The sequence below is a fragment of the Nostocoides sp. genome (assembly GCF_035343835.1).
GTDB lineage: Bacteria > Actinomycetota > Actinomycetes > Actinomycetales > Dermatophilaceae > Nostocoides_A > Nostocoides_A vanveenii.
Genome location: NZ_DAOQZV010000037.1, coordinates 1 through 18,629 on the forward strand (window position 1 = coordinate 1; position 18,629 = coordinate 18,629).

At 68.7% G+C, this 18,629-nt stretch carries 17 protein-coding genes; 4 read left to right on the top strand and 13 right to left on the bottom strand.

The window, feature by feature from the left end:
* Window positions 1-94: 94 nt before the first annotated feature.
* The 3 genes from PKH97_RS04435 to PKH97_RS04445 are packed head-to-tail and all read right to left on the bottom strand — an operon-like array spanning window position 95 to window position 4,038.
* Window positions 95-2,026, bottom strand: a complete 1,932-nt coding sequence (locus PKH97_RS04435; protein WP_324386198.1) for an alpha-amylase family protein — start codon at window positions 2,024-2,026, stop codon at window positions 95-97.
* A 60-nt stretch (window positions 2,027-2,086) separates the two neighbouring features.
* Window positions 2,087-2,557: an OsmC family protein gene (locus PKH97_RS04440; RefSeq protein WP_324386199.1), complete on the bottom strand. Its 471-nt coding sequence runs from the start codon at window positions 2,555-2,557 to the stop codon at window positions 2,087-2,089.
* On the bottom strand, window positions 2,554-4,038 hold the full coding sequence (locus PKH97_RS04445) for a glutamate--cysteine ligase (RefSeq protein WP_324386200.1): 1,485 nt from the start codon (window positions 4,036-4,038) through the stop codon (window positions 2,554-2,556). The genes PKH97_RS04440 and PKH97_RS04445 overlap by 4 nt, the downstream gene beginning before the upstream one ends.
* A 117-nt stretch (window positions 4,039-4,155) precedes the next feature.
* On the opposite strand from PKH97_RS04445, the gene PKH97_RS04450 reads away from it, so the two are divergent.
* Together PKH97_RS04450 and PKH97_RS04455 are read left to right on the top strand one after the other, a co-directional pair.
* Window positions 4,156-5,328, top strand: coding sequence for an exonuclease SbcCD subunit D (locus tag PKH97_RS04450; protein ID WP_324386201.1), 1,173 nt, complete (start codon window positions 4,156-4,158; stop codon window positions 5,326-5,328).
* Window positions 5,325-8,435, top strand: a complete 3,111-nt coding sequence (locus tag PKH97_RS04455; protein ID WP_324386202.1) for an AAA family ATPase — start codon at window positions 5,325-5,327, stop codon at window positions 8,433-8,435. The genes PKH97_RS04450 and PKH97_RS04455 overlap by 4 nt, the downstream gene beginning before the upstream one ends.
* On the opposite strand, the gene gcvP is transcribed toward PKH97_RS04455, so the two are convergent.
* The 10 genes from gcvP to PKH97_RS04505 all read right to left on the bottom strand — a co-directional run bounded on the left by gcvP (window position 8,436) and on the right by PKH97_RS04505 (window position 16,796).
* On the bottom strand, window positions 8,436-11,285 hold the full coding sequence (gene gcvP / locus PKH97_RS04460) for an aminomethyl-transferring glycine dehydrogenase (protein ID WP_324386203.1): 2,850 nt from the start codon (window positions 11,283-11,285) through the stop codon (window positions 8,436-8,438). It abuts the gene before it with no gap.
* Window positions 11,286-11,359: 74 nt separating this feature from the next.
* A complete protein-coding gene (locus PKH97_RS04465; protein ID WP_324386204.1) occupies window positions 11,360-11,932 on the bottom strand; it encodes a MerR family transcriptional regulator in 573 nt (190 codons plus the stop codon).
* A 174-nt stretch (window positions 11,933-12,106) separates the two neighbouring features.
* The gene (locus PKH97_RS04470) at window positions 12,107-12,571 is read right to left on the bottom strand and encodes a bifunctional nuclease family protein (protein ID WP_324386205.1); all 465 of its coding nucleotides are present in this window, start codon (window positions 12,569-12,571) and stop codon (window positions 12,107-12,109) included.
* 30 nt (window positions 12,572-12,601) lie between these two features.
* Window positions 12,602-13,279: a MerR family transcriptional regulator gene (locus tag PKH97_RS04475; protein ID WP_324386206.1), complete on the bottom strand. Its 678-nt coding sequence runs from the start codon at window positions 13,277-13,279 to the stop codon at window positions 12,602-12,604.
* Window positions 13,280-13,287: 8 nt separating this feature from the next.
* A complete protein-coding gene (locus PKH97_RS04480) occupies window positions 13,288-13,749 on the bottom strand; it encodes an FHA domain-containing protein (RefSeq protein ID WP_324386207.1) in 462 nt (153 codons plus the stop codon).
* Between the two features lie 33 nt (window positions 13,750-13,782).
* Window positions 13,783-14,172, bottom strand: coding sequence for a glycine cleavage system protein GcvH (gene gcvH, locus PKH97_RS04485; RefSeq protein ID WP_324386208.1), 390 nt, complete (start codon window positions 14,170-14,172; stop codon window positions 13,783-13,785).
* Between the two features lie 64 nt (window positions 14,173-14,236).
* On the bottom strand, window positions 14,237-15,022 hold the full coding sequence (locus PKH97_RS04490; protein ID WP_324386209.1) for a DUF881 domain-containing protein: 786 nt from the start codon (window positions 15,020-15,022) through the stop codon (window positions 14,237-14,239).
* Between the two features lie 6 nt (window positions 15,023-15,028).
* Entirely contained in the window at window positions 15,029-15,361 is a 333-nt protein-coding gene (locus PKH97_RS04495; protein ID WP_324386210.1) for a small basic family protein, read from the bottom strand.
* The gene (locus tag PKH97_RS04500; RefSeq protein WP_324386211.1) at window positions 15,358-16,203 is read right to left on the bottom strand and encodes a DUF881 domain-containing protein; all 846 of its coding nucleotides are present in this window, start codon (window positions 16,201-16,203) and stop codon (window positions 15,358-15,360) included. The genes PKH97_RS04495 and PKH97_RS04500 overlap by 4 nt, the downstream gene beginning before the upstream one ends.
* Window positions 16,200-16,796, bottom strand: coding sequence for a CDP-alcohol phosphatidyltransferase family protein (locus tag PKH97_RS04505; protein ID WP_324386212.1), 597 nt, complete (start codon window positions 16,794-16,796; stop codon window positions 16,200-16,202). Before PKH97_RS04505 ends, PKH97_RS04500 begins: the two co-directional genes overlap by 4 nt.
* 77 nt (window positions 16,797-16,873) lie before the next feature.
* On the opposite strand from PKH97_RS04505, the gene PKH97_RS04510 reads away from it, so the two are divergent.
* Together PKH97_RS04510 and PKH97_RS04515 are read left to right on the top strand one after the other, a co-directional pair.
* Window positions 16,874-18,031: an aminotransferase class I/II-fold pyridoxal phosphate-dependent enzyme gene (locus PKH97_RS04510; RefSeq protein ID WP_324386213.1), complete on the top strand. Its 1,158-nt coding sequence runs from the start codon at window positions 16,874-16,876 to the stop codon at window positions 18,029-18,031.
* Window positions 18,032-18,334: 303 nt separating this feature from the next.
* A partial coding sequence (locus tag PKH97_RS04515; RefSeq protein ID WP_324386214.1) for a hypothetical protein occupies window positions 18,335-18,629 on the top strand: 295 nt, incomplete at its 3' end.

The window sequence follows — 18,629 nt, forward strand, 5'->3', positions numbered from 1 at the left end:
CGGCCACGCGGCCGCGGCCACGACCTCGGTCAGCCCCAGCGACCTGCCGACCCTCGTCTTTCTCGCGGACAGCTGAGCCCGAGCTCGGCCGGGCTCAGCCGTCGACGACCCACCAGGCCGAGAAGGGCGCCAGCCAGATATAGCCGTCGCCGCCGATCGTCACCGGATGCCGGTCGCCGAGCGCATTGACGGGGTTGACGAAGCCGATCCCTTCGAACTCCATCCCGGGGAACGGGCGCCAGTCCTCGGTGAGGTTGTAAAGGCACAGCATCGGCCCAGATGCGTGCCGGCGAAGCGTCGCGAGCACGCCTCGGTCGATGTGATCGCCGAAGACTCGGGAGTCCGCACCCGCGTGCAACTGCGGCAGCGAGCCACGAACGCGCGCCAGGTGCACCAGCCCCTGGAAGATCTTGCCGGTCACCGTCGTCAGGTCGTCGCGATCCTTGGCCACCTCCCAGTCCAACCGGGGCCGGTGAGCCCAGCGATTGTCGTCCTCGTGACCGGCCTCCGAGGCCCACTGCGGGTCGTTCAGCGTCCCGAGTTCGTCACCGGACCAGATCACCGGGATGCCGCCCCAGCCGTATGCCAGCGCATGCACCAGGAAGATCCGTGCCATCGCCGCCTGCGCGGCTTCTTCGTCCTTCGCGGCCGCCAGGCCGGCCAGCGACGCGGCGGTGCCGCTGGTGCGCTTGTCCCCCGTCGCCTCGTTGTACTGGAAGACCAGCCCGCGTCCCCACGAGCCGGCGACATCGCCGGCATACCAATCGGCGAGGAAGCGCCGGTGCAGAAAACCGTTGAGGCCGACACCCGCGGCATCCCGGTCGTCGATGGCCCAGCCGATGTCGTCGTGACAACGCGTGTAGGTGATCCAGGTCCCGGCCGCCGGCGTCTCGGGCAGGGCCCGCAGAGCCGCTCGCGCCAACTCCGCATCGCCGACAGCGGCCATCGACCAGCCCTGCACCATGAGGGAGTTGTGATAGGCCAGATCGCTGACCTTGCCGACGAAGTCGCCGACGCCGAGATACTGGATCAGATCGCGCGGACCCACGATCGCCTCGGCCTTGAAGACGACGCTCGGCGCGGCGATCCGCGCGAGCGCCCGCAGCACGGCGGTCAGGTCGTGCACCTCGGGCTGGTTCTGGCAGTTGGTGCCCATCCGCTTCCAGGTGAAGGCGATCGCGTCGAGCCGCAGCACCTCGACCCCCAGATTGGCGAGGTAAAGGATGATGTCGACATATTCGCCGAGCACGTCCGGATTGCCCCAGTTGACATCCCACTGCCAGGAGTTGAACGTCGTCCAAACCCATGCGTTGAGGTCGGCGTCGAAGGTGAAGTTGCCCGGCGCGAAGTCCGGGAAGACTTCCGGCAGCGTCGCTTCATATTGGTCGGGCAGCACGCGGTCGGGGTAGGTATAGAAGAAGTCGCGATAGCGCTCCTCCCCCGCCCTGGCGCGGGCGGCCCACTCATGTTCCAGTGCAACGTGATTGAGGACGAGATCCATCACCAAGGACATGCCCCGGTCACGCAAGGCATCGGCGAGGTGCTGCAGATCGGCGGTGGTGCCGAGGTCCGGACGAACCGAGCGGTAGTCGGCCACGGCATACCCGCCGTCGTTGTCACCATCGCGCGGCCGCAGCAGCGGCATGAGGTGGAGATAGGTGACGCCGAGCTCCTGCAGGTAGTCCAGATGTGACTCGACACCGCGCAGATCGCCAGCGAACCGCTCTGTGTAGCAGGCATATCCGACCATGTGGGGGTCCTGCAGCCAGTCCGGCGTCAGCAGTCGCTCCCGGTCGTGGCTGCACAGGGCCTCCGGTCGGTCCCGGTAGGCCCGCGCGGCCCGGATCACCAGATCGCACGCCAGGGCATCCGCATCTCGCTCGGCGCTGTAGAGATGGTCGAGACTGGTCTGGATCACGACAAACCAGCGGTCGAGCCGCTGGGCAAACTCTTCCTGGCGATAGGGGTCGAGATCCGCGAGAACTTCTCGCGCGGCGGCATGGACCTGCTGGGGGGCGCGCTGCATACGCCTATCTAATCGGAGGGGGACACGCGCGCGCGAGGGGCCTTCCATCCTGTGACCACATCAGTCGGTGGGGCTCTCCGGGTCGCTCAGGCGCATCGTCACCGGCGTCGGCACTTGCACGGTCCGGGACACCGTGCACAGGCGGTCGTGCGACATCGCCAGTGCGCGCGGCAGCATCTCGCGGGCCCGGTCTCCGGCCTCGTCGTCCGGGAACCGGACGGTGAAGGTGACCTCGATGTCGGTGAGCCGATTGCCGCTCTCGTCGCGGATTTTAGTGCCGTTCGAGGTGACGTCGAAGGCCGTGGGCTCGGCCCGTTTGCCGGTGATCAGATCGACGTCGACGGCACTGCAGCCCGCGATCGCGGTCAACAACAACTCGACGGGGGTGAAGTCGCTGTCGTCGCCCGAACCGAAGGTGAGTTCGCCGCCACGGGGGTTGCGGGCGGCATACCGGCCGGATGCGATGCGGGTGAACTCGACGGACCGGGCGCCGAGACCGGGGCCGGTGCGCTCCTCACCGACCGAGGTCACGCGTCCACCGACCACATATGCACGGGGGCGTTCGTGTGCACATTGGCGGCGTACCGCTCCAGCATGGTGGCGAGGGCGGTGGGCCGGTCGAGCCCCGAATCCTCCAGCTTCGCGACCACTTGGGTCTGCCAGGTCGCTCCGTTCATGCCCGTGGTGCACCGGCCTTCGATCACGGCCAGGTAGCGGTCGCGGACGGCCTGCGAGACACCCCAGTCGGCCAGGCCCTGGTGGGCCAGGGGTAGCAGGTGCCGAAGGATGAGCTCGTCCACGGGGACCTCGCCGTAGCCCGGCCAGTAGATGCGCGCGTCGATGCCGTCGCGGGCGCACCGCTGGAAGTTCTCCTCGGCGGCGGGGAAGCTCATGCGCGACCAGACCGGGCGGTCCTCGGAGGCCAGCACCCGGACGCAGCCGTAGTAGAAGGCCGCGTTGGCGAGGACGTCGATCATCGACGGGCCCGCGGGGAGCACGCGATTCTCGACCCGCAGGTGGGGACGACCGCCGGCGGTGTCGTAGATCGGCCGGTTCCAGCGGTAGATCGTGCCATTGTGCAGGCGCAACTCGGCGAGGGTCGGAGCGATGCCCTGGTCGAGCTGGCGCATGGGATCCTCGTCGCTGCATTCGGCGAGCAGCGCGGGGAAATAGCGGACGTTCTCCTCGAAGAGGTCGAAGATCGAGGTGATCCAGCGCTCCCCGAAGAAGACGCGGGGGCGGACGCCCTGGTTCTTCAACTCGATGGCCCGGGTGTCGGTGGCCTGCTTGAACAACTCGATCCGCGTCTCGGCGTGCAGTCGCTTGCCGAAGAAGAAGGGCGAGTTCGCGGCGAGCGCGAGTTGGGGGCCGCAGATCACCTGGGCGGCGTTCCAATAGGCGGCGAAGTCGGACGGGGCGACTTGCAAGTGCAATTGCACCGAGGTGCACGCGGATTCGGGCGCGATGGTGTCGCTATAGGTCGAGACCCGCTCCCCCGTGGGGCCTTCGATGTCGAGGTAGATGTCCTCGCCGCGGGCATAGAAGATCGAGTCGTTGAGGGCGGCATACCGGTTGTTGGCGGTGATCCAGTCGCCCGCGAAGTGTTCCGGCATGATCGTCGGCAGGATGCCGATGGGCACGATGCGCGAGCCGGTGCTGCGCGCCTTGGTCTCGGCCTCGTTCAGCGAGCGGCGCAGATCGCCCTCGAGTTCGAGCGCGGCGTCGCCCGGCAGCGGCCGCGGGCTGACGTTCATCTCGATGTTGTATTGCGCCAGCTCGGTCTGGAAGTCCGGGTCGGCAATGGCCTCGAGGACTTCGAGGTTGGCGAATCGCGGCTGGAAATCGTCGTCGACGAGATTGAGCTCGATCTCCATCCCGGTCATCGGCCGCTCGAAGTCGAACTGGCTGTCCGCGAGCATGCGTTCGAAGACGTCGAGATTCTGGCGGACCTTTTCGCGGTACCGCTGGCGTTCCTCGCGGGTATAGCTCTTCGACTCGACTTCGACGCCCATTGGCACACCCAACCACATCTGCAGGCGCCTGTGCGGGACCGCTCGCAGCCGGACGGATCAGGCAACACGCGCCCACCCTCCGAGGGGTTGTCGGTGCTCCCACCTAGCCTGAAAACCATGCGGGCGCTGCACACCTCCGACTGGCACCTGGGCCGGGCGTTCAAGAACGTCGGGATGCTGGGTGTGCAGGCGCGCGCGCTCGATCAGCTCGTGGAGGTCGTGCGGTCCGAGCGGATCGAGGCGGTGCTCGTCTCGGGTGATGTCTACGACCGCGCCGTGCCCGCACCGGACGCGGTGAGCCTGCTCTCGCAGACCCTCGAGCGACTCGTCGACGCCGGTGCGCGCGTCGTCGTGAGCAGCGGCAATCACGACTCGGCCACCCGGTTGGGCTTCGCGTCGGCCCTGCTGCGCCCGGCCGGCGTGCATCTGGCGACCGCACTCGATGACATCGGCCGGGGCGTCGAGATCTCCGGCGTGACGATCTACCCCATCCCGTATCTCGAGCCCACCCTGTGTGCGGACCACCTCGGCGCGACCGAGCGCACCCACGCCGCAGTCATGCGGGCCGCGATCGCCCGCGTGCGCTCCCGGCATCGCGGCGGGCCGTATGCCGTGCTCGCGCACGCGGTCGTCACCGGTGGACAGGGGTGTGAGTCGGAGCGCGAACTCGCCGCGGGCGGGCTGTCCGCCATCCCGGCGCGCGTGTTTGCCGGGGCGGCCTATGTCGCGATGGGCCACCTGCACGGCCCCCAGCAGCTGACGCCGAGGGTCAACTACAGCGGATCACCGTGGGCGATGTCCTTTGGCGAGGCCGCCCATTCCAAGAGTTGGACTTTGGTGGACTTCTCGACGTCCGGGGAGGTGCGCCTCGAGCGCGCGCTGGTCCCGGTCGACCGCCCGCTGGCCCGTCTGCGCGGCCGGTTGGCCGACCTGCTGGCCGACCCACGGCATACGGCCGCGGAGGCTGCGTGGTGCTCGGTCGTGCTGACCGATCCGGTGCGACCGCTGGGAGCGATGGATCGGCTCCGGGCCCGCTTCCCGCATGCCATCGAGCTGACCTTCGAGCCGGCCGGCAGCATGGGTGCCCCGATGACGTATGCCCGCCGAGTCCAGGACCGCACGCCACTGGACGTGTGCTGCGACTTCGTCAGCCACGTCCGCGGTGGGGCCGGGGCCGATGCCGCCGAGCGGGAGTTGCTGGCGAGCGCCGTGGAGGCGGCCCGCAGGGACCGCGCGGTTCGTGAGGACGAGGGCGTGGCTGCCGGTGCGAGGACGGCCGAGGCCTCGTGAGACTCCACGCTCTGACCGTCGACGCCTTCGGGCCCTTCGTCGGGCCACAGCACGTCGACTTCGACGATCTCGGATCGGCGGGGCTCTTCTTGGTGCACGGACCGACCGGGGCGGGCAAGACCAGCGTCCTGGACGCCGTCTGCTTCGCGTTGTTCAGCGATGTCCCCGGCGCCCGGGCCAGCCGCGGCTTGCGCGCCGATCTGGCGGCCGCGGATCGCCCCACGGCCGTGACGCTGGAGTTCAGCAGCGCCGGCCGGCGCTTCCGGGTCGCCCGGTCACCGGAGTACGTCCGGCCCAGTCGTCGCGGCACCGGGATGACCAAGGCGCCGGCCCGCGTCGTGCTCGATGAGCGCATCGACGGAGCGTGGGCGGTCCGGTCCACTCGGATCGACGAGGCCGCCGACCTGATCAAGGACGTCGTCGGGATGGGCTTGGCCCAGTTTCAGCGAGTAGCTCTGCTCCCGCAAGGGCAGTTCGCCGACTTTTTGCGCGCGGAGCCGCGCGATCGCCACCAACTGCTCACGGCGCTGTTCGACGTCGCCACCTACGAGGATGTCGAGACCTGGCTCGCGGACGTTCGACGCAGCCATACCGAGCAGGTCACCGCGCTGACCCTCGAACTCGACTACCGGGTCCGCGCGCTCGCGGACCTGTGCAGTGGGCTGCCGGGCGCGGACGGCGACGACCCGCCTGCGGGTGACCGGTCGACGCTCACGGCGACCGCCGTGGAGCAGTGGGCCACGCTCGGACCGGAGTTGCTCGCGCGTTTGGAGGCAGCAGCGACCCAGGCGCTCGGCGATGCCGAGCACGCCGCCAGCCACGCGATGCAGTGCCAGAGTCGGCACGACGAGGCCGTTCAGATCGCGAGGCAGGTGCGCCGCGGTGCCGACGCGACCGCCGCGTTGGCTGCACTGGTCACCAGGTCCGAGCAGATCGATCGCGCGCGCAACCGGCTGCATCAGGCCACCCTGGCCGGTGAGTTGCGCGGCGAGTTGGCCAGCCTGGTCACCGCCGAGCAGGCTCGTTCCCGTGCCGCGAGCCAGGCCGATTCGGCCGCTCAGGCGCTCGCGCAGGTGCTCGTCCGCCCGGTCACCACGGGTGAGATCGCGCGGCTGGCCGCGCAGGAGCCCGAGCTGGGCACCCAACTCGACGGGATCCGCACCGCCCTCGCCGACGCACGCACGGCCCGCCGCACCCGAGACGAGGCGGTGGCCAGGCTCGCCGAAGCCCAGGCCCGGAACGCGCACAGCACATCGCGCCTCGCGGCGGCGGCCGAGCGCCACACGGTCCGTGCCGACGAGCAGGCAAGACAGCGTGCCCTCGCCGACGACCTCCTGCCCGCCCAGGCGTCGCACGCGCAGGCGACCCGCGTACACGCGCTCGTGACGGACCTGATCCGCTGCTTCGGGGCCCTGGATGTGATCGTGCCCGACCTGCTCACCGCGCGCGAGGCCCACGTCCAGGCACGCGAGGAATTGGTGTGCCAGCAGGAGCGACGGCTGAGCGACCTTGCGGCTGAGCTGGCGACCCGGCTGACGCCCGACTCGCCGTGCCCGGTCTGCGGGTCGGGCGTGCATCCCCAACCGGCCCCGCCGGCCACCGGGTGGTCGCCGGAGGACCTGGCGGCGACAGAAGCGGCCGTCGACGCGGCAGCCGCTCGAGTGGGAGGGCTCGATCGCGAGCGGCACGCCACCGAGGCGATTCGCGATCGATTGCTCACTGATCTCGCGTCCGAGCTCGAGGCTCCGCCGCCGGCGGGGATCGGGCCGTGGCAGGCGATGCTGATCGCGCAGGCGACAACTCTTCGGCAGCTGAGCACGCGGGCCGCCGCAGCCGCCGACGCCGCGGCGACGCTGCCGGCGCTGGAGGCACAGGTCGCTTCCGATCAGCAGGAAGCCGAGCGTTTGGCGCTCGCCGCCGCCAGGGCGGAGGCGAGTCTTGCGGACGCCCAGGGTGCCGCCGACTCGGCGGCCGTTCACCTGAACGTCGCGATCGACCAGCTCGGCGATGCCGTCGCCGATCATGCCCGCGGCTGCCCGTGCCGGCCGGGCGGCGACGGCCCGGCGGCGGCGACGGATAGAGCCGTCGCCGTGCTCACGGCTCATCAGCGCTACGCCGCCGCACTCCACGAGGCTCACTCCGCCGAAGGCGCTGCGACCTCGACCGCGGACGCCCTGGCCACCGCTGCGGCCGCCTTTGCGCTGGCTCTCGCAAGCTCCGGTTTCGGCGATCGAGCGAGCCTCGAAGCGGCGCTGCTCCCGGCCGCGGACTGCGCCCGCCTGCAGACCCAGATCACCGCTCATGATCAGCAGGTGGCGATCAACCGGGCCACCCTCGACGACCCGGAGGTCGCAGCGGCGCTCGCCGGGCCGCAGGCCACGAACCCGGAGATGACCGGTGCGGCCCTGACAACGGCTCGGGAGGCCGCCATGTCCACCGATCGGGCACGTCACGACACCGAGCGGATCGCGCACGCGGCTCGGGCTGCGGTCAACGCCGTACTCGAAGGCGCCGCCTCCGTGACCGATGCGCGCGGCGAGTCGGCCCGCGTCGCCGCCCTGGCCGATCTGGCCGGTGGCACCTCGCCAGACAACACACTGCGGATGCGACTGTCGACCTTTGTGCTCGCGTCGCGGCTGGAGCGGGTGGTCGATCTGGCCAACGAGCGGCTGCGACTGATGGGCGACGGACGCTTTCAACTCGAACACGACGACTCTCTGGCCGGCCGTGGCGCTCGCAGCGGGCTCGGGCTGCGCATTCGTGACGCCTGGTCGGGCACGACACGCGCGCCGTCCAGCCTCTCCGGCGGCGAATCCTTCATCGCCTCGCTCGCCCTCGCTTTAGGCCTGGCCGATGCCTTGCGCGAGAGCGTCGGGGGCATCGAGCTACAGACTCTTTTCATCGACGAGGGCTTCGGCGCGCTCGACGAGGCGAGCCTGGACGATGTCCTCGGGGTGCTGGATGCGTTGCGCGACGGCGGCCGCGCGGTCGGTGTGGTCAGTCACGTCCCGGAGTTGCGCGACCGCATACCGGCGCAGTTGACCGTGACGAAATCGCCGCAGGGGTCGACGCTCGCCACCACGACGACTCTCGCTGCGACCGCCTGATCAGGCGAAGTCCTCGATCGGGGGGCAACTGCACATCAGGTTGCGATCGCCGTAGGCGCCGTCGATCCGGCCGACGGGCGGCCAGTACTTCTGGCCGGCATGCCCGCCCGGGAAGACCGCGCGTTCGCGGTCGTAGGGGTGGGTCCACTCTCCGACGATCGCCGCGGCCGTATGCGGTGCCTGCCGCAGCACGCTGTCGGCGACCGGGACCAGGCCGTCGATGACCTCCTGGATCTCGGCCCGTATGGCCAGCATGGCCGCGCAGAAGCGGTCGATCTCGCCCAGATCCTCCGACTCGGTCGGCTCGACCATCAAGGTGCCGGCCACCGGGAAGGACATGGTCGGCGCGTGGAATCCGTAGTCGATCAGCCGCTTGGCGACATCGTCGACAGTGACGCCGCTGATCCTGGTCAACTCGCGCAGGTCGAGGATGCACTCGTGGGCCACGAGCCCGTCGGTGCCGCTGTAGAGCACGGGATAGGCCTCGCGCAGGCGGGCCGCGATGTAGTTCGCGTTGAGGACGGCGATCTGGGTGGCCCGCGTCAGCCCCGCGCCCCCCATCAGCCGGATGTAGGCCCAAGAGATTGCCAGGATGCCAGCCGACCCGAATGGTGCCGCCGACACCGGCTCTCCGTGCCGCTCGGGCAGTTCGGGGTTGCGCGGCAGGTGCGGTGCCAGGTGCGCCCGAACCCCGACCGGGCCGACGCCGGGCCCGCCCCCGCCGTGGGGGATGCAGAAGGTCTTGTGCAGGTTCAAGTGCGAGACATCGCTCCCGAATCGGCCCGGGCGGGCCAGGCCGACGAGGGCGTTGAGATTTGCGCCGTCGACATAGACCTGACCACCGGCGTCGTGCACCAAGGCACATAGGTCGCCGATGGTGTCCTCGTACACGCCGTGGGTGGAGGGATAGGTGACCATGATCGCGGCCACCGACTCCCGGTGGTCTTCGAGCTTGACCTTCAGGTCATCCATGTCGACATTGCCAGAGATCGGGTCCGTCGCGACGACGACGACCTTCATCCCGGCCATCACCGCGCTGGCGGCGTTGGTGCCGTGCGCACTCTGCGGGATCAGGCAGATGGTTCGGTGCGCTTGACCATTGGCTCGGTGGTAGTCACGGATGGCGAGCAGCCCGGCGAGTTCACCCTGGGAGCCCGCGTTCGGCTGGACGGACACCGCGTCATAGCCGGTGATCTCGCACAGCCAGCCCTCGAGTTGCGCAATGAGCTCTCGATAGCCCGCCGTGTGCGCCGACGGTGCGAAGGGGTGGATGTCGGCGAACTCCGGCCAGGTGACGGCCACCATCTCGGTCGTGGCGTTGAGTTTCATCGTGCACGAACCGAGCGGGATCATGCCGCGATCCAGGGCAAAGTCCTTGTCCGCGAGCCCCCGCAGGTAGCGCAGCATCGCGGTTTCACTGCGGTGGCGGTGGAAGGTCGGGTGGGTGAGGTACTCCGAGGTCCGCTGTAGGGCTTCGGGCACACCGGGCGCCGCATCGGCCTCCCCGGCGGCACTGGACCCGAAGCACTCCAGGACCGCGGCAATATCGGCGTCCGTCGTCGTCTCGTCGACGCTCACACTCACCAGGTCCTCACCGGCCCGGAACAGGCTGATCCCCCGGCCATCGGCGGCCGCGACGATGGCGTCGCCCCGGCCGGGGACGACCGCGGTCAGGGTGTCGAAGAAGTGATCACCGGCGAGTTCGATGCCGTCCCTGGTCAGGTGGGCTTTGAGCGCCATCGCCTTGTCGTGGACGCGCTCGGCGATCGCCTTCAGGCCGTCGGGGCCGTGGTAGACGGCATACATCGAGGCCATGACGGCGAGCAGCACTTGGGCGGTGCAGATATTCGACGTCGCCTTTTCGCGGCGGATGTGCTGCTCGCGGGTCTGCAGGGCGAGCCGGTATGCCGCGTGGCCGGCGCTGTCGACCGACACACCCACCAGCCGCCCGGGCAGGGTGCGCTCCAGCCCCTTGCGGACGCTGATATAGCCCGCGTGCGGACCGCCGAACATCATCGGCACACCGAAGCGCTGGCTGCTCCCGACCGCGATATCGGCGCCCCACTCCCCCGGCGGCACCACGATCGTCAGCGCCAGCAGGTCCGCGGCGGCCGTTATCAACGCACCGGCCTCATGGGCAGCGGCGGCCAGGTCGCGATAGTCGCGCAGTTCGCCGCGGGCATCGGGGTATTGCACCAGCACACCGAAGACGTCACGCCCGTCGGTCGCGTCCACCAAGGCGGCCGTGGTCCTCACGTCGCGAAGGTCCGCCGCCACCACCGTAATGCCGATGGCTTCGGCGCGGGTGCGCACCACATCCAGGGTCTGGCCGAAGATGCGCTCGTCGGCGAGCAGCACGCCGTCGGGGATCCCGCGGACCGACCGATGCATCAAGGCCATGGCCTCCGCGGCGGCTGTCGCCTCGTCCAGCAATGACGCTCCGGCCGTGGCCAAGCCGGTCAGGTCGGCGATCATCGTCTGAAAGTTGACGAGGGCCTCGAGCCGGCCCTGGGAGATCTCGGGCTGGTAGGGCGTGTACGCGGTGTACCACGCCGGGTTCTCCAGGACATTGCGGGCGATGACCGGCGGCGTGATCGTGCCGTAATAGCCCTGCCCGATCATCGAGCGGGTGACGACATTGCGGCCGGCGAGATCACGCAACTCGCCGATGACCGCGTGCTCAGACTCGGCCGGGGCGATCGCTAGGACCGTGTCGCTGCGGATCGCCCGCGGAATGGCCCGATCGCACAAAGCATCGAGGCTGCTTTGCCCGACGACACCGAGCATGCGCTCCAGATCGCTTTCGCGCGGACCGATGTGACGGGCGGCGAATTCGGGCAACACACTCACGACGACTCCCTGAAATGGACGGCGCTGTGAGCTTACTTGCCCGCGACCTCAGGGCGTGTCCGCCGGCCTTCGGGTCAGCCGACGCGCGCGGCTCGCCGAGCCCGCAGCTCATCCTCGGGGTGCTCAGCCGGCTCGTCGGTCGACTCCTCGCCGGGCAGGTGCGCCAGGGAACCCTCGACCTCCTGCCAGACCTTGCCCAGGGCGATCCCGAAGACGCCCTGTCCGCCCTGCAGGAGGTCGAACATCTCGGTCGGTGACGTGCATTCGAAAACAGAGGCACCGTCGCTGAGCAGCGTCACCTGAGCCAGGTCGTCGACGCCGCGAGCGCGTAGGTGCTCGATCGCCAGCCGGATCTGGTGGAGCGACACCCCGGTATCGAGCAGACGTTTGACGACCTTGAGGACCAGGATGTCGCGGAATCCGTAGAGCCGTTGTGACCCGGAGCCGGAGGCCGGCCGAACCGACGGCTCCACTAGGCCGGTGCGGGCCCAGTAGTCGAGTTGGCGGTAGGTGATGCCCGCGGCCTTGCACGCGGTCACCCCGCGGTAGCCGATATGCCCGTACGGGTCGCTCAGGTCGTCGAAGAGCGCGTCCTGGGTGACCTGCGGCGACGCCGGCAGCTGGCCACGTTCGTCGGCACCGCTCACGCTTCCTCCTGATGGCGACCTATCGGATCGTTGTCGTCTTCGACGGTAGGCCTGTGACCGGGCGTGGTCAACGACATCGCCCCAGCGCCGATCGGCGTGTCGCTCCACCGGAGGTAACGATTTCGACTCTCAATGTCAACATAACCCTTAGACCACATCCGTCACACCATTCACTTAGGCGTCAAAATCTTCCGGCGAGATGTGGTCCAGGAACTCCTTGAACTTCTCCACCTCGTCATCGGTCTCTTCCGCCAGCGTGATGCCGCTCTCCGCCAGCAGATCCTCGGTGGTGAGCACTTCGGCACCGGTGCGGATGGCCAGCGCGATGGCATCGGAGGCGCGCGAGTCGATCTCCACCCCGCTGCCCAGCACGAGCGTGGCGTAATACACCCCGTCGTCGATGCGCTCGATGCGCACCGTCCGCAACTCGTCCCCGAGGGCCGTGACGACATTGACGAGCAGGTCATGGGTCAGCGGTCGCGGCGGCACGACCCCCTGCTGCGCATAGGCGATCGCGGTGGCCTCCGCAGCCCCGATCCAGATCGGCAGATGCCGGGCTCCGTCACGCTCGCGCAACAGGACAATGGGCTGGTTGGTGGGCATTTCGACCCGCACACCCAGGACGTCGAGCGGCTTCACGCGTTTACCGTACCCCGGCGACCACACCGCTCAGCCGCGACGCCCCAACTCGTCCTTGACCAGGGCCGTATGCAGCCCCAGACAGGCGAGCGCGACCGAGGCGGCATCGGGGCTGCTTGCCCCGGCGGCCGCGTAGTCGACCAGCCCCACCTCGCGTTCCGCGGCCGTGCGGAAGACCCGCAGATGACGCGCCTCGATGCCGAAGCGTCCGAGATCGGCAGCTGCCGAGGCGATCCGGGCGGACTGACCGCTGAAATGGCCGTCCTTGTCGGCGCGCAGCATCGAGTAGGACACCAACTCCTCGATCAGCTCTCGCGAGGCGCCCGATGTGCGGGCGAGCTCGGCGAGGGTCAGGCGCGCATCGACCGCATCGCGCAGCGACTCGGCGCCCGGAAGGTCGGGGTCCGTGGTGACGGCCGGCGGCTCCGGCGTCGCCCCGGCTGGGGCACCGAGGTCGACGCTCAGCCCACGATCCATGCCATCGAGGGCCTCGCGGATCACCTTCAATGGCCAGAAACGGTCGCGCTGGGCGCGCAGGACGAAGCTCAACCGCTCGACATCGTGATCGGCATACAGGCGATAGCCGGACGGAGCCCGCTGCGGGGTCAGCAGGCCCTCGGCCTCGAGGAAGCGGATCTTGGAGATGCTGACATCCGGGAATTCCTCGCGCAGGGCATCGAGGACGGCGCCGATCCGGCGGAGAGCCATGGGTGGGCTCAGCCGCGGGCTTGGCGGAACACCAGGCGGAACTTGCCGATCTGGACTTCGTCGTGGTCCTGCAGGGCCACCTCGTCGACACGCTGGCGGTTGACATAGGTGCCGTTGAGCGATCCCACATCCCGGATCACGAAGCGGTCGTCCTCCCAGCTGAAGACCGCGTGCTTGCGTGAGACCGTGACATCGTCGAGGAAGATGTCGCTGTCCGGCCCGCGCCCGGAGGTGACCTCCGCATTGTCGAGCAGGAACCGGGCACCGGCATTGGCACCGTGTTGCACGATGAGCAAGGCGGTGCCAGGGCGCAGGGCATCGATCAGCCCCAGATCCTCGCGGGAGAGCCCGGGGTCGGGATCGGACCACTCCGGCCCGCCACCGGTGGCCGGGAGGCGCTGGGTGGACGGGCCGAATCGGAAGACGTCCTCGGGCGGTGGTCCGTCCGGGTTCGACGTCGCGTCGCTCATGATGGGCCTCCTCGGGCCGGGACTGGCGGTGGTTCAGGCGAGATTGTCGCGGTAGCCGGCCGCGTCCATCAGCGCTTCGAGTTGAGCGGCGTCGCCGGCGGTCATCTCGTAGACCCAACCCTCGCCGTACGGATCGGTGTTGAGCAACTCCGGTGCACCGTCGAGGGCCTCGTTGACCGCGGTGACCGTGCCGCTCAGCGGTGAGTACAAGTCGCTGACCGATTTGGTCGACTCGATCTCGCCACAGGCATCGCCTGCGGTGAGGTCGGCTCCAACGGTCGGCAAGGTGACATAGACGACGTCGCCGAGCGCATCCTGGGCGTATGCCGTGATGCCCACACGAACGGTGTCGGCCGCACCCAGACGCACCCACTCGTGCTCAGGGGTGTAACGCAGATCTTCGGGGTAGTCGAACTCCGTCATGGCAGCGGCTCCTTCGTCGTCGGTCTGTGTCAACCCTAATGTGCCCAAGACGCAGCTTCCGCCGCTAGCCCGAGGTCGGTGACGGTGAGGGTACCGGCTCGGCGAATCGCGGTGTGCTCGGGGTGACCACGGCCGTGATCTGCACCGACTCGACAGGCACGATGGTGACCTCACCGCCGGCATTACGCACCGACTCCTGCACCCCGCCGGGGATGCCCATCGCCGAGGTGAGCGTCTGGGCATCGCCGATGACCAGGAAGGTGTAGGGGGCGCTCACGATGGTGTCGGACACGCTGACGGCGCCGTCGCTCTCGGTGAAGAAGGTCTGGGCGACCACGCGGACGTCGCCGATTTGGATGACCTCCGCCCCCGCGTCCCGCAGCTCCTGCAGGGTGTCGAGCAGGAGGGTTGCACCGACCTTGCCCTGCGGATCGGTGATCGTCATCTTGATGCCCGGTCCCTGCGCCGGGACGGTGCCCGCGAGGATCGCCAGCGAATCCGCACGGGACTTCGTCAGAGCCAAGGCGGCGGCCTCGCTGTCGGCGCCGCTGGCGAGCCGGTCCTGAGTGCGCTCCAACTCCCGCAACTGGACGCCGAGGCGGACCCCCTCCTGGGTGACGGTGTCGAGGATCCCGACGAGATCCTGCTCGCGCAGCGTCTCAAGGCCCTGGCTGCGCGTCTGACGCACCTGCGTGGCGATGGCGAATCCGAGCAGCAACGCCAAGCACAGCGCCAGCAGATTGGCTCGGGTCGGGCGCGGACCGCCCATCCGGATCAGGCGACGCCAGGCACCTCGGTCGTCGCCGGTCGGCGGGGTGGGCGGCGCACTCGCGGAGTCGTCGATCGGCATACGGGATCAGGCGTGGAAGAGGTGGCGGCGGATGGCGGCCACGTTGGAGAAGATGCGCACGCCGAGGACGACGACGACCCCGGTGGACAGCTGTGAGCCGACCCCGAGTTGATCGCCGAGGAAGACGATCACTGCGGCGACCACGACATTCGACAGGAACGAGACGACAAAGACTTTGTCGTTGAAGTTGCCGTCCAGCACAGCGCGAATGCCGCCGAAGACCGCGTCGAGGGCCGCGATGACGGCGATGGGCAGGTAGGGCTGCAGCCAGAGCGGCACGTCCGGCTTGACGACGAGGCCGATGAGGATGCCGGCCACCAGGCCGAGGGCGGGGATCACGAGCTGCCTTCTGTCGGTCGGTGGGCGCGTTCGGTGGCCGGCACGGGCGCGCCCGGGAGGGTCACATCGCCTTGGGTGGAGATGTCGGAGCGGATTCCGTAGTTGTTGGTCAAGGATTTCACGTATGCCGCGCCCAGGCCCGCCCCGAAACGCGCCAGCAGCGTGTCGGGGTCACCGATCGCCACGATCCGGTAGGGCGGCACGAGCGGGCGGTAGTTGACGAGGATCGCGCTCCCGGCAAAACGGATGGGCGATCTGGCGGTCAGCCGCTGCCCGTTGATCGCGATGGCCTCGGCGCCGGCTTCCCACAGGGCGTTGGTGACGATGAAGACGTCCCGCGAGAGCACCGTGCCGGTGGTTCCGTCGGACCCGCTCGCCGCCGTCGCGGCGTCATCGAGGGTGACGGTGATGCCGGGACCGCGCACGGCCTCGATCCCGGTGGTCAGGCGGAGCTTGTCGATCTCGCCGGACAGGCCGCTCAGTTGCGCCCGCGACAGAGCGGCTCGTTCCAGCGTGGCGATGTCGCGGGCGCGCTCCTGGATCGCCCCCGAACGCTCATCGACGAGGGTGCGACGGGCGTCGATTTGGGCGATCAGATCGGCGCGGACTTTGGCGCCCGCGACCTGATCCGTGCGCAAAGTGGTCGAAGCCAGGGCGAGAAGCAGGCCGATGAGCATCGCGGTGACGACGACGACCGGGGTGCCGACCGGGGTGGCCCCGGGCAATCCGGCGCGTTCGCGGCGCGCGGCGGCCGCGGCATACGCCGGGTCTTGGGGACGCTCGAGCATCGCGGTGATCAGCGTCATGGACTCATCGACGCGCCGCGTCGTGGGGGCGGTCATACGGGAGAGCTGCGGGCGGCGCGCAGGTAACGGCGCAGTTGCGCGGCATACATCAGACCGGCGACCCAATAGAGCACCACACCCCACCAGGCGAAGCCCCAGCCGATCGGGCGCGCCCAGGTGGCGAGAGTGCCCGTGCCGTCGGCGAGCAGCAGCAGGGGGAACGCATAGAGCAGATTGAAGGTCGCGGCCTTGCCGACGAAATGCACAGGCAACTCACGCAGGCCGCGGGTGCGGGCGATGAGGAGCAATACCGTGAGGAAGACCTCGCGGCCGATCAGGACCACGACCAGCCACCACGGGATGATCTCGCGCCAGGCCAGCCCGAGCAGCGTGGTCAGGATGTAGAGCCGGTCGGCGACGGGATCGAGGACCGCACCCAGATTCGAGACCAGTCCGAAGGAGCGGGCGATCTTCCCGTCGAGGTAATCGCTGATCCCCGAGCCCATGAGCACGAGCAGCGCGAGCCCGTCGCGATGGGTCAGGATCGCCCAGAGAAAGACCGGGACGCCGACCAGGCGAAGCATGGACAAGACGTTGGGGATGGTCCAGACCCGATCCGCCGTTCCTGTTGCCACTGCCTCACGAGCCACACCGGAAGCCTAAACGGTGGGCCAAGCAGCGGCGTTACATTCCCTTCGACATCCCACCGACGACGAGAGACTTCCGTATGAGTGAGCGCATCCTCGATCTCGACCTGGCCGCCTTGCGCGAGCGCACGAGCGCCAAGTGGACGGCCTATCCCCCCGACGTCATCCCGGCCTGGGTAGCCGAGATGGACGTGCGCCTCGCCCCCGAGGTGCGCTCGGCCCTGGGCGCTGCCCTCGACTTGGGCGACACGGGGTATCCCACCGCGCCGACCTACACCTCTGCCTTCGTCGACTTCGCCCACCGGCACTGGGACTGGGCGGTTGCGCCGGAACTGACTCGCCTGGCGCCGGACGTGATGATGGGCATCCTGCTGCTGCTGTTGAAGGTGACCGACGAGGGCGACAGCGTGGTGATCAACGATCCGGTCTATCCGCCGTTCGATCACTTCCCCCGGCTCGCCGGGCGTCAGGTGGTCCGTGCCGAGTTGACGGTCGATGATCGACTCGATCTCCAGACCCTCGAGAGCGCCTTCGCCGCGGCCACGCGGACCGGCCGGCGAGCGGCATACCTGCTGTGCAGCCCCCACAACCCGACGGGCACTGTCCACGATGTGGACGAGCTGTCCGCCCTGGCGCGGTTGGCGCACCGCTACGGCGTCACGGTGATCTCGGATGAGATCCACGCACCGATCGTCTATGCGCCATCGACTTTCGTGCCCTATTTGACCGTGCCAATGACAGAGGGTGCTTTTGCCGTGCATTCCGCGGCAAAGACATTCTCGTTGGCGGGCCTCAAGGCCGGCATGCTCGTCGGCGGCAGCGACGGCGCGGCGGTTCTCCAGCAGTTGGCCCACGGCCCGAACGCGAGCCTGTCCGGGGTCATCGCGCAGTCCACCGCCTGGGTCCACGGGGACGCGTGGTTGGCGCGATTGCTTGCCGAACTGGACGAGAACCGGCGTCTCGTCGTTGAACAGCTTGCACGGGACCTGCCCGAGATCACCGTCAGAATGCCGGCGGCCACGTACTTGATGTGGCTGGATTGCCGGGCGCTGGAGCTTGCCGAGGATCCGGCCGCCTTCTTCCTCGACCGGGCTCGAGTAGCCCTGAATTCCGGGCCGACCTTCGGCCCGCGCGGGTCGGGCCATGTCCGTTTGAACATCGCCACCTCCCCTGCCATCCTCGGCGAGATAGTTGACCGTTTGACAGCTTCTGTGCGGGAGCGTTCGCGTCATAGATAACTTGTGACATTCGAAGTCCCCCTGTTGAGCGGCCCCGGAGAGAATCTCCGGGGCCGTTTCGTTATATGCGCGCAAAAGCGTTTCCGCGAGTAGCTAAAAGATCATTCATGGATTCCCTGAACCCCTGAGCTGCGGTTCCAACCGTGGGTAACGTCAAAATTCGGATATTGCCGAGGGTCAACATGACGTTGTTACCTTGCCACATCGCGAGACACGGCTTTCCCTCTTTGTTATTTGGCTGACCGAGGAGTAGCTTCGTCATTGCTCCACGTGGCGAAAGCCATGATCGATGAAATGATTCCCATGTCGAACGCGTATCGCGCCCGGCACACCGCGCCCAAGACCCGCTCCGGTCGCGGCACCGCGGTCGTTGCCGCGACCGGTCTACTGACCACGCCGACCCTCGCTTCAATCCCCGTATTCACCGCCGTCGGCGCGCTCGCGATGGCCACGTCCCCCTCCGCCGCGACCGAGATCGCCGTCACCAACCTCGCCGCGACACTGGACACGCCGGCATCGGGTTCGAAGATCAACACCACGGACACGATGAAGCTCAGCTGGAGCTTCGATGTCCCGAGCGGGGCGACCGAAGGCGACA